The organism is Rathayibacter sp. AY1B5 (assembly GCF_002932795.1).
Lineage (GTDB): Bacteria > Actinomycetota > Actinomycetes > Actinomycetales > Microbacteriaceae > Rathayibacter.
This window is the reverse complement of sequence record NZ_PSWM01000009.1, coordinates 106,593-117,467: the sequence shown is the minus strand read 5'-3', so window position 1 is coordinate 117,467 and position 10,875 is coordinate 106,593. Positions and strand designations below refer to the sequence as shown.

Here is a 10,875-nt window from a genome sequence, read left to right as displayed (position 1 = left end):
CCGGCGCGCTCCAGGCGTTCAAGCACACGCTCCCACCGGGGCCGGTGCCGGAGCCCGCCGAGCAACGTGCCCACGAGGGCTTCGAGTGGCTCTACGTGCTGAGCGGGCGGCTCCGCCTGCGGCTCGGCGAGCACGATCTGGTGCTGCCGGCGGGCGAGGCCGCCGAGTTCGACACCCGGGTGCCGCACTGGTTCGGTCGCGCCGACGAGCAGCAGGTCGAGTTCCTCAGCCTGTTCGGCCGCCAGGGCGAGCGGATGCACGTCCGCGCATCCACGCGCCGCTGAGCGCGGCCACGCCTCGCCGAGCGCCTCGCGCGGCCACGCCTCGCCGAGTACCTCGCGCGGTCACGCCTCGCCGAGCACCTCGCGCGCGAAGCCCTCGGTGCGTGCCTGCAGAGTCGCGATCCGCTGCGCTCGCGCCGCCTCGAGGTCGAACCCGATGTAGGCGACCGACGGGCGCCGCCGCACGTTCACCGAGCATTCGAAGCGGGAGCAGACGAGCGTGCCGAGCGAGTCCCCCGCCCGCCCGGCCGCTCCGGCCTTCCGCGCCCCGAAGAAGACGACGTCGTTCGGGAGCTGCACGTCGCGGCACCACGAGCACTGCGCCCGCGAGCGCGGCAGGGCGTCGGCCTGGGTGAGCAGGATCCCGACGAGGCGCTCCTCCAGCGGCACGACGACGTAGGCGCGGCGGCCCATCCGCCGGTCGCGCCAGCCGAGATGGTCGATGACCGACCAGTCCAGCGCGTCGAAGTCCTTCGGCAGCGCGAGATCGGCGACCTCCTTGCGGGAGGCGTTGACGAAGGACTCGCGGATCTCGGTCTCGGTCAGTGGCTGCATGGCGCTTCCGAGCCTAGGCCGGGATCAGCCCAGGTGGGCGACGGCCTCCTTCGGAGCCTGGGCGAGGAACTCCTCCTTCTTCACCCGGATCATCGCGACGGCGACGACGGAGGCGACGACCAGTCCGATCGCGGCCGCGACGAAGACCGCGGAGTAGCCGTCGACGAACGCGACCGGCGACTGCTGCTCGCCCGCGACTCCCGCGTAGAGGGTCGTGAAGATCGACAGCCCGATCGAGCCGCCGATCTGCATGGCGGCGTTGGCGGTCGCTCCGGCGGCACCGGCGTCGTGAGCCGCGACTCCGGTGAGCGCGAGGTTCTGCAGCGGCACGAAGACCATCGCCATGCCGACGCCCAGGAGGATCAGCGCGGGCAGCACCTCGAGGAGGTAGCCGCCGTCGGGGGTGATGCGGCTCAGGTAGAGGAGCCCGGCGGCCGCGATCAGCGGGCCGACGATCATCAGCACGCGCGGGCCGGTGCGCGGCAGCAGCTTGGCGGCGACTCCCGCGACGATCATGATCGTCACCGTCATCGGCAGGTTGGCCAGGCCGGCCTCGAGCGGCGGCAGGCCCAGGACCAGCTGCAGGTGCAGGGTCAGGTAGAGGGTGGAGCCGATCATCACGCTGCCGACGATCGCCTGCACCAGGAAGGCTCCGCCGCGGACGCGGTCGGCGACGATGCGCAGCGGCAGCGACGGGTGGTCGGAGCGGGCCTGGATCCGCACGAAGAGCGCCAGCAGCAGCACGCCGACCAGGAGGAAGCCGAGGGTGTCGACGCGGAGCCAGCCCTGCTCGGCGAGGGTGAAGCCGTAGACGACGCTCCCGAGCCCGAGCGCGACGGTGATCGTCCCGGCGACGTCGAAGCGGTTGCGCCCCTCCGCGCGGCTCTCGGTGACGAGCAGCTGGCCGGCGATCGCGCCGACCACGACGACGGGGACGTTGACGAGCAGGCACCAGCGCCAGTCGGCGAACTCGGTCAGCAGCCCGCCCAGCACGAGGCCGACGGCGGCGCCCGCTCCGGCGACCGCTCCGAAGACGGCGAAGGCCGTGCCCCGCTCGCGGCCGGAGGGGAAGGAGACGGTGAGGAGGGCCAGAGCGGCCGGTGCGAGCAGCGCAGCGAAGGCGCCCTGCAGCCCGCGGGCGGCGATCAGCTCGGTGCCGGAGGTGGCGAGGCCGCCCCAGGCGGAGGCTGCGCCGAAGCCGATCATCCCGATCAGGTAGGTGCGCTTGCGCCCGGTGTAGTCGGCGATGCGGCCGCCCAGGAGCAGGAGCGCGCCGAACGCGAGGGCGTAGGCGGTGACGACCCACTGGCGCTCGACGTCGGTGAGGCCGAGGTCCGCCTGCGCGGCGGGGAGGGCGATCGTGACGATGGTGCCGTCGAGCACGACGACGAGCTGCGTGAGCGCGAGGATCACGAGCACCCACCAGCGGCGGGCGGAGGAGGGAGCGGACGGGGAGGGCATGGCGGCCTTTCACACGGAGCGGAGCGGGACCGGCGGGTCCGGATCCGAGCCGCGTCATCGGGGCCGAACCACCCCAACCAGTTGGTTGGGCAAGGAGGAGTGTATCGTTCGAGCGCCCGGAGGTGAACCATGGAACCGAGATCCGATCCGCTGACGCCCGCTCGCGAGCGGATCCTCCGCGCCGCGTCCGTCGAGTTCGCCGCCCACGGCTTCGCGGGCGCCCGGGTCGACCGGGTGGCGGCTGCTGCGGGCCTGAACAAGGAGCGCCTCTACGCGTACTACGGCGGCAAGCGCGGGCTGTTCGTCGCGACCGTCGTCGAGGCGCTCGGCGCCCTCGACGAGACGCTCCTCGCCGACGCGGCGGACCTCCCCGATCTCGCAGGCCGCATGTTCGACCACGTCTGGGAGCACCCGGAGTTCCTCCGCCTGCTCACCTGGGCGCGCCTGGAGGGCGCCGGCGTGTGGGAGGAGGCCGGCGAGCATCTCGGCGGGGTCCCCGCCCCCGAGGCCCGGGTCGTCGAGTGGCAGCGCACCGGCGTCGTCGACGCGAGCTGGTCCGCCGACGACCTCTTCATCGCCCTCCTCGGCCTCTGCGAGATCTGGCACCTCACCCCCTTCGCGTCCCGCGGCGGCGAGGAGACCCGGGACCGCCGCCGCGCCTTCGTCGTGCACGTCGCGCGACTGGTGGGCTCACCGCGCTGAGTCCGGACCCTCGTCCGGCGTCGGCATCATCTGATTCTCGCGCGGCTGCAGCACGATCCCCTCGTCGCCCGGGAGGACCACGCCGTCCGCTCGCTGCGCCTCGTCCTCGAAGAGGAGCGCTTCGACATCGCCGGGCACGCACGGCATCTCGGCCCCGATCATGTCCATCTCCTCGACAGCGCCGGTGACGAACGTCGCCCGCAGCACCGGTCCACCCGCCCCGTACACCGGCGGGCGCGGAGTCGAATCGGTCACCCGCCCCGTCATCCCCAGGGACTCCCAGGAGTCCGCGACCTTCCGCGCATCCCCCTCGACTTCGGTGCCCGCGGGGGCCCACCAGTCGTAGCTGTAACTCGCGCCCGTCAGGCCGTCGCCGAGGCCGCACACATCGGGCCCGGCCGCGCCGTTCCGCGGCCACCAGCCCTCGATCTCGAGCCGTTCCGCGGAATTCCGCACGAACTCCACCACCCGATCCCGGCCCTCTCGGGCGGACGAGAGCGCCGCGAGGGAGTCGAGGAGGCGCCGGCCCCCGAGGGGCCGTGCCAGGGTGCTGACGGTGTCGAGGACAGGGGTGGAGAGCGCTCCTCCCCCGGCGGCCGCGAAGGCCAGGGAGATCTGCTCGACCCAGGTCGCGTCGGCCGCGCAGATCGACAGCAGCTCGCGGAAGCCCTGGAGCACCGAGAAGGACTCGACCGGCGCCCACGAGCAGCGGTTGCCGAACGCTCCCCAGGCGGCCATCAGATCGTGGAGCCGCGAGCGCAACGCCTCGTCCGCCTGCCGGGTCTGCGAGACGAAGACGTCGAGGTGCTCGGGGTCGGCGGAGGTCGTGCCACCTCCGGCGGACCCCACCGGGGACGTGCGGGCCACCGACTGCGGGGCGAACGCCGCACGGATCGGCGGCGGCACGACGGGCCGGTCGGACGGCGGACGGTCGACGACCTCGTCGACCCCGGCTGCGAGGGCCGCGGCCGGGTCGAGGCGGCGCCGCTGCTCCCGCTCGGCCGCCCGCGTCTCCCACGCCGCGTACGCCTCCCGGCGCTGCCGCTCCTCCTCGGCCTTCCTCGCGCCGACGTACGCGCCCCGGAACTCCTGGAGGGCGTGCTCGGCGGCGGCGGACCGCAGGACCCCCTGGGAGGAGACGGCGGCAGCGATCTCGTCCGAGGCGCGGACCAGCTCCGTCGCTGCGGCGTGGTCGAAGGGGAACACGGTCACCGCCTCCTGAGTGAGAACATCTCAGGAACCATGGATCGGCTCCGGCGCACACACGCGCTCGTGGCGCGAGACGAAGCGCTGGACGCACCCCGCACACAGGCGCGCGCACGCAGAAGTGGCGCGGACCCCATCGGTCCGCGCCACTCGCTCAGATCCCGCGACTCATTCCGCCGCGGTCAGCCGCTCCAGATACCCCGCGAACGCGCGCAGGTCCTCCTCGGGCCAGGCGCTCAGCGCCTCCTGCATCCGCTGCCGCTGCTCCCCGCCGAGATCGCGCATCCGCTCGCACCCGGCAGCGCTGAGCGAGAGGAACCGCGCCCGGCCGTCGGTGGGATCGGAGGTCATCTCGACCAGTCCCAGATCGGCGAGCTGACGGGCCTGGCGGCTGATCGCACTGCGGTCGACGCCGAGCCGCTCCGCCACGGCACCGGAGTGGACCGGGCCGCACCGCTCGAGCATCCGCAGCAGACGCAGTCCGAAGGGCGGCAGCGCCGGATCGATCGACGCCGCCGCGTCCCGGACGGCGAGACGCACCTGGACGGCGAGCGCGGTGATCTGCTCCTCGACCTCGTGCAGCGCCTCGGCCGAGGGCGCGGCGGCGGGCATCAGGAGCGCTCGATCACGTCGACGGAGCCGGTGGGAGCGGCGCGTCTGGCGCGCACGACGGCCTCCTCCTGCCGCTCCTCGTCGGCGTGACGGCCGTGCTCGGGAGTGGTCTCGCGACCCTCGCGGGCGTGCGTCGCGTCGTCCGTCCGCCGCGCCTGGCCGACGGGGCGCAGAGCCGCCTGGCCGTCGGAGGCGGCGATGAGCGCGTCCTCCGCAGCCTGCAGCGGAGTGGTGGGCTCCGCCTTGAGCTGCACCGCGTTCTTCGAGCCCAGGCTCACGTTGGGCAGGAGGATGACGGCGATCAGCGTGACGACCGCGAGCGGGATGCTGTAGAGGAACACGTCGCCCACACCGATGCCGTAGGCGCTCTCGACCACGACGCGCACGGCGTCGGGCAGAGTCGCCGGCTGCGGGATCGTGCCACTGCCCAGCGCCTGTGCGGCGAGCGCCTGGTCGGCCGGAGCGAGGCCCGCGATGCCGGTCTTGATCCGGTCGGCGATCACGGTGCCGAGCATCGAGCCCAGGACCGAGACGCCGACGGTGCCGCCGAGGCTGCGGAAGAACGTCACCGCGCTGGTCGCGACGCCGAGGTTCTTCACCTCGATCGAGTTCTGCACCACGAGGACGAGGTTCTGCATCAGCATGCCCAGGCCCGCACCGAGGACGGCCATGTAGATCCCCACGAGGACCAGGTCGGTGTCGTAGCGGAGGGTGCTGAGGAGCGAGGTCCCGATCACGGCGAGCACGCCGCCGCTGATCATGATCGCCTTCCACTTGCCGGTGCGCGAGATGATCCCGCCGAAGATCGTCGAGGCGATCAGCAGGCCGGCCATCATCGGGATGGTGAGCAGACCCGACTGGGTCGGCGTGGCTCCACGGGCGAGCTGCATGTACTGCGCGAGGAACACCGCGACGCCGAACATCGAGACGCCGACCGAGATGCTCGCCACGACGGCGAGGCTGAAGGTGCGGTTCTTGAACATGCCCATCGGGATGATCGGCTCGGACACGGTGAGCTCGGTGATCACGGCTGCGATGAGCAGCACGACGGCTCCGCCGACCATGACCGCGGTCTCCCACGAGGCCCAGTCGAAGTTCTTGCCGGCGAGCGAGACCCAGATCAGCAGGAGCGACACGCCGCCCGCGATGAGCACGGCGCCGAGGTAGTCGATCTTCACGGTGCGCTTGGGGTGCGCGGGGAGGCGCAGCGTCACCTGGAGGAGGATGATCGCGACGATCGCGACGGGCATCGCGATGAAGAAGTTCCAGCGCCAGCCGAACGCGTCGGTGACGACGCCGCCGAGCAGAGGTCCGCCGACGGTGCCGATCGCCATCACGCCGCCGAAGAGGCCGGCGTACTTGCCGCGCTCCCGGGGGCTGATGATGTCGGCCATGATGATCTGGCTCAGCGCGGCGAGTCCGCCGGCGCCCAGGCCCTGGAACACGCGGAAGACGATCAGCATGTTCGTGTCCTGCGAGAAGCCGGCCAGCGCGGAGCCGACGACGAACAGCCCGAGGGCGAGCTGGATCAGCAGCTTGCGGTTGAACAGGTCGGCGAACTTGCCCCAGAGCGGGGTGGAGACCGTGGTCGCGAGCAGGGTCGCGGTGACGACCCAGGTGTAGGCGTTCTGGTCGCCCTTGAGGTCGGAGATGATCCGGGGCAGCGAGGTCGACACGACCGTGCCCGCGAGGATCGAGACGAACATGCCCAGCAGCAGGCCGCTGAGCGATTCGAGCACCTGGCGGTGCGACATGGCGCCGTCAGGCCCGGCGGGGGCGTGCGGTGCGGCGGTTCCGCGCGGTGCGGCGCGGTGTTCGGGGTGTGACATGGGCTCCTCTTCAGCAGGGCGGCGGTTCTAGTTGACTGTGATCAACTATTGACCGAGAGCAACTATATAGCCGGGCGTGGCGAATCTCCAGTGGCACTCTGCTGCCGTCCAGGCGCCGCTCCGGCCGCGCCTATCCTCGGAGCATGGACAACATCGATCGGAAGATCCTCGATCTGCTGCGCCAGAACTCCCGCGCGGGCTACGGCGACATCGGCGGAGTGGTCGGGCTCTCCGCCTCCGCGGTGAAGCGCCGGGTCGACCGCCTGGTGGCCGACGGCGTCATCCGCGGCTTCACGATCAAGGTCGATCCCGCCGTCGACGGCATGGCCACGGAGGCCTACGTCGAGCTCTTCTGCCGCGGCACAGTCGCACCCGACGAGCTCCGCCGCATCCTCTCCGCCGTCCCCGAGGTCGTCGACGCGGGCACGGTCACCGGCTCCGCCGACGCGATCGTCCACATCCGCTCGCGCGACATCCCCAGCCTCGAGCTCGCCCTCGAGAAGGTCCGCATCGCGCCCAACGTCGACCACACGCGCTCGGCGATCGTCCTCTCCCGCCTCATCCAGCGCAGCGAGGCCTGACGGGTCGCGCCACCTCCTCGACGCGCCTCGCGACCGCCTGGTAGTCCATTCCTGTGTGGTTGATCCAGGAGGGCGAGCATGGGCGACAGGGAACAGGCCGGCACAGCGGCACGACGAAGACGGCGCATCTGGCTGATGCTGCCGGCCCTGTTCGTCGGAGTCCTGGCCGGGCACCTCGTCGCGACCGCGGTGGGCGCCGAGGATCCGTGGGACGTCGTGGTCACCGCTGCCGCTGCGGCAGCGGTGGCGTCCGTCGTCCTCGCCCTCGTCGACCGGCGGCGCTGAGCCCTCCCTTCTGGATCGGACTCCGATGGAGGGAACGACGATGGAACGACAGAAGACGAGCACGGCACTGATCGCGGCGGCGGCCGCTCTGCTGGCGGTGCCCCTGTTCACGGCGCAGGCCGCGCACGCCGAGCCGGCGAGGCAGGAGACGAGCGGCCGGGTGCACCTCGAGGCACGGGGCGGATCGGCGTCGACGGTGACCTTCGACGTCACCGACGGCACGCGGATCGTCGAGTCGGCGGGCGGCGGGGTCGGCTTCACGGACGGCGCCCAGACGTCGGACGCGCTCCCGGAGAGGATCGACGTCGGGCGCGGCCGCACCGTGTCGGGCCACTGGTCGATCGACGACTCCGACACGCTCACCTTCCACTTCGCCGCGGACTCGGCGTCGCGCTCAGCGGCAGGAGGCCTGCACCTGAACAGCGACTGGAGCTCGCCCGAGTGGGATCACTGCGTCGCCGGGAGCGGCGTCAGCGGTGCCGCGACCGGCGAGGTGATCGGCGCGATCTCCGGTCCCGGCGCGATCGCCTCCGCGACCGGCGGGCTGCTCGCGGGGATCATCGGCGGGGCGATCACCTGCTGAGCGCCGCCTGCTGAACGACCCGGATCAGGCGGGCGCGTCCGCTGCGGTGTGGACGCGCTCGCCGCCGATCCAGGTGCCCAGCACCCGGGTGTCCCCGATCGCGCGGGGGTCGCCGTCGAAGGGGTCCCGGTCGAGCAGGGCGAAGTCCGCCGCGAGTCCCACGGCGATCGAGCCCGACTCGGCCTCCAGGCCGTTCACCCACGCCGAGCCCGCCGTGGAGGCGGAGAGTGCGGCGCCGAGATCGAGGCGCTGCTCCGGGAGGAACACCTCCTCGCTCCACCCCGGCTCGCGCTCGGACGGCGCCGAGAGACGGTTCACCGCGACGTGGATCGCGGCGAGCGGGTCGGGCGTGGACACCGGCCAGTCGCTCCCCGCGGCGAGCACCGCGCCCGAGCGGAGCAGATCGCCGAAGGGGTACTGCCACGAGCCGCGCCGCTCACCGAGGAACGGCAGCGTCAGCTCCACCATCTGCGGCTCCAGCGAGGCCCACAGCATCTGCAGAGTCGCCGCGACGTCGAGCGCCCGGAAGCGCGGCAGGTCGTCCGGATGCACGACCTGCAGATGAGCGAGGTGATGACGGTTGCCGCGGCGCCCGTTCGCCTCGATCGCCCGCTCGACCGCGTCCAGGCACTCGCGCACGGCGCGGTCACCGATCGCGTGGAAGTGCACCTGGAACCCGGCCGCGTCCAGGAGCGGCACGGCCTCGCTCAGGAGGCGCGGGTCGACCATCGAGAGTCCGTCGCCGTGACCGTGTCCACCGTGCCCGTCCAGGTAGGGCTCGAGCATCGCCGCCGTGAAGTTCTCGGCGATCCCGTCCTGCATGATCTTGACGGTCGTCGGGGCGAAGCGGTCGGTGGCGAGCGCCGCGCGCCGCGCGATCAGCTCCGGGATCTGCTCGATGCCGCGGCCGCGGTCCCACCACAGCGCGCCGCGGACCCGCCCGGTCAGCTCGCCGCTGAGCGCCGCGCGGCGGTACGCCGGTCCGGGGTCGCCCACGTCGCCGTAGGAGCCGATGATCGCGTCCTGCCACGCCGTCACCCCGAACGAGTGCAGGGTCTGCTGTCCGAGGAGCAGGGCGCGGTGGAGCTCATCGGCGCTCGCGGGCGGGAGGTGGCGGCGGACCGCGTCCATGGCACCCTCGTGCAGAGTGCCGGACGGGCTGCCGTCGGCCAGCCGCTCGATCCGTCCGTCGGCGGGGTCCGGCGTCGTGCGGTCGATCCCCGCGAGGCGCAGCGCGGCGGAGTTGACCCAGGCTCCGTGCCCGTCGGCGTTGGTGAGGAAGGCGGGCCGGTCCGGGACGACCGTGTCGAGCTCGCGCGCGGTCGGGGTGCCTGCGGGGAAGTCGGGCAGCTTCCAGCCGCCGCCGAGGATCCACTCCGCTCCGCTCTCCCGTGCCGCGTAGGCCGCGATCGTCGCGAGGTGCTCGGCGGGCGATCCGCCCTCTCCGAGCCAGCAGCGCAGCCGCGCGGCGCCGCCCCAGACCGGATGCACGTGGGCGTCCTGGAAGCCGGGGACGAGCATCCGCCCGTCGAGGTCGACGACCTCGCTGCGCGGCCCGATCCACTCGGAGACGTCGGCGCCCACCGCGACGATCCGTCCTCCGACGACAGCGACGCCGTGCGCTCGGGAGCGCACGGCGTCGGCAGTGAAGACGGCGCCGCCGGTCAGGACGAGATCAGCGGCGCGCACGGGGTCAGAAGCCCCCGGGAGAGAAGGCCGCAGTCAACTGCGAGAACAGCGACACCGTCCAGCCGATCGCGATCAGGAAGGACACGACCACGACACCGAGGAAGATCCAGAGCGGGAGGAGTCCGCCGCCGGTCACGCGCTTCACGACCACGCTGCGGCCGATCACGTACACGTAGGGCGGGACGAGGAAGGCCCACGCCCAGTGGAAGGGACGCTGCACGCCGGCCCGCTTCAGCTGGCGCCAGTCGAGGAAGGCGAAGACGACCTCCGCGGCGTAGAGCAGGAAGCCGACGACCTGGAGCACGCCGAGACCGAGGAAGTACGCGGGCGACATGCCCATCGACGAGCTCGGACCGTAGGTCGAGGCCATCGAGGACTCGACGATGGCGCTCGGCGGGAGCAGGAAGATCGAGAGCGCCGAGAGCAGCGGCAGGAGGACGACGACCCAGATCCACGGCGTGGCGGTGACGATGCTCGTGTCGCGCTGCTGCACGGGTGCTCCGGGAGCCGCGGCGTAGGCAGGGTACTGCGGCTGCTGCTGGCCGGAGGGCTGCTGCGCCTGCTGGCCGTACTGCTGGGGAGCCTGCTGGCCGTAGCCCTGCTGGCCGTACTGCTGAGGAGCCTGCTGGCCGTAGCCCTGCTGGCCGTACTGCTGGGGAGCCTGCTGGCCGTAGCCCTGCTGCGGCTGCTGCTGCCCCTCGGGCTGCCGGCCGTAGCCCTGCTGCGGGTCGGCGGACGACGGCTGCTGCGGGTACTGACCCGAGGCCGACTGCCCGTAGCTCGTCGCGGCTCCGCTCGACGTCTCCCCGTAGGCGGGACGCTCCGCGGGGGCGGCGGGCGGAGTCGGCGCGGTCGGCGGAACGGGAGTCGCGGCGGCCAGCGCCGACCCGCTCTCGGCCGGGGCGGTCGGAGTGGCCGCGGGCGCGTCGCGGAGCGACTCCGTCCAGCCGGATCCGTCCCACCAGCGCTGACGGGACGAGCCCGCCGGGTCCGGGTACCACCCGGCGCGGGGTCCGGAGGCCTCCCCGCCCGTGCTCGCGCCCTGGTCCGTGCCGGTTCCGTTGTCGTCCGTCATGGCGTCCTCCACTCCC

At 72.7% G+C, this 10,875-nt stretch carries 12 protein-coding genes; 5 read left to right on the top strand and 7 right to left on the bottom strand.

Annotated features, from left to right (window positions below):
- Positions 1-284: cupin domain-containing protein (locus tag C5D44_RS08250; RefSeq protein ID WP_146088008.1), on the top strand; the 284-nt coding region annotated here is incomplete at its 5' end.
- Between the two features lie 60 nt (positions 285-344).
- Here the strand turns inward: C5D44_RS08250 and C5D44_RS08245 are convergent.
- Together C5D44_RS08245 and C5D44_RS08240 are read right to left on the bottom strand one after the other, a co-directional pair.
- Entirely contained in the window at positions 345-836 is a 492-nt protein-coding gene (locus C5D44_RS08245) for an FBP domain-containing protein (RefSeq protein WP_104281366.1), read from the bottom strand.
- A gap of 24 nt (positions 837-860) precedes the next feature.
- A complete protein-coding gene (locus C5D44_RS08240; protein WP_104276205.1) occupies positions 861-2,297 on the bottom strand; it encodes an MFS transporter in 1,437 nt (478 codons plus the stop codon).
- 129 nt (positions 2,298-2,426) lie between these two features.
- Here C5D44_RS08240 and C5D44_RS08235 point away from each other — a divergent pair, with 129 nt between their 5' ends.
- Positions 2,427-2,999: a TetR family transcriptional regulator gene (locus C5D44_RS08235; protein WP_104281365.1), complete on the top strand. Its 573-nt coding sequence runs from the start codon at positions 2,427-2,429 to the stop codon at positions 2,997-2,999.
- On the opposite strand, the gene C5D44_RS08230 is transcribed toward C5D44_RS08235, so the two are convergent.
- The 3 genes from C5D44_RS08230 to C5D44_RS08220 form a co-directional block, all read right to left on the bottom strand.
- On the bottom strand, positions 2,988-4,211 hold the full coding sequence (locus C5D44_RS08230) for a hypothetical protein (RefSeq protein WP_104281364.1): 1,224 nt from the start codon (positions 4,209-4,211) through the stop codon (positions 2,988-2,990). The two genes, C5D44_RS08235 and C5D44_RS08230, sit on opposite strands and share 12 nt — an antisense overlap.
- A gap of 162 nt (positions 4,212-4,373) precedes the next feature.
- On the bottom strand, positions 4,374-4,817 hold the full coding sequence (locus C5D44_RS08225; RefSeq protein WP_104281363.1) for a MarR family winged helix-turn-helix transcriptional regulator: 444 nt from the start codon (positions 4,815-4,817) through the stop codon (positions 4,374-4,376).
- Positions 4,817-6,571, bottom strand: a complete 1,755-nt coding sequence (locus C5D44_RS08220; RefSeq protein ID WP_104281362.1) for an MDR family MFS transporter — start codon at positions 6,569-6,571, stop codon at positions 4,817-4,819. The genes C5D44_RS08225 and C5D44_RS08220 overlap by 1 nt, the downstream gene beginning before the upstream one ends.
- A gap of 218 nt (positions 6,572-6,789) precedes the next feature.
- On the opposite strand from C5D44_RS08220, the gene C5D44_RS08215 reads away from it, so the two are divergent.
- The 3 genes from C5D44_RS08215 (at position 6,790) to C5D44_RS08210 (ending at position 8,095) form a co-directional block, all read left to right on the top strand.
- Entirely contained in the window at positions 6,790-7,227 is a 438-nt protein-coding gene (locus tag C5D44_RS08215) for an Lrp/AsnC family transcriptional regulator (RefSeq protein WP_104222855.1), read from the top strand.
- A gap of 78 nt (positions 7,228-7,305) precedes the next feature.
- Entirely contained in the window at positions 7,306-7,512 is a 207-nt protein-coding gene (locus C5D44_RS17710; protein WP_146082628.1) for a hypothetical protein, read from the top strand.
- Between the two features lie 40 nt (positions 7,513-7,552).
- Entirely contained in the window at positions 7,553-8,095 is a 543-nt protein-coding gene (locus C5D44_RS08210; protein ID WP_146088007.1) for a hypothetical protein, read from the top strand.
- A 24-nt stretch (positions 8,096-8,119) separates the two neighbouring features.
- Here the strand turns inward: C5D44_RS08210 and C5D44_RS08205 are convergent, their stop codons facing one another.
- Together C5D44_RS08205 and C5D44_RS18475 are read right to left on the bottom strand one after the other, a co-directional pair.
- Entirely contained in the window at positions 8,120-9,784 is a 1,665-nt protein-coding gene (locus tag C5D44_RS08205) for an amidohydrolase (protein ID WP_104281360.1), read from the bottom strand.
- A gap of 4 nt (positions 9,785-9,788) precedes the next feature.
- Positions 9,789-10,859: a DUF2510 domain-containing protein gene (locus tag C5D44_RS18475; RefSeq protein ID WP_258067916.1), complete on the bottom strand. Its 1,071-nt coding sequence runs from the start codon at positions 10,857-10,859 to the stop codon at positions 9,789-9,791.
- Positions 10,860-10,875: the final 16 nt, after the last annotated feature.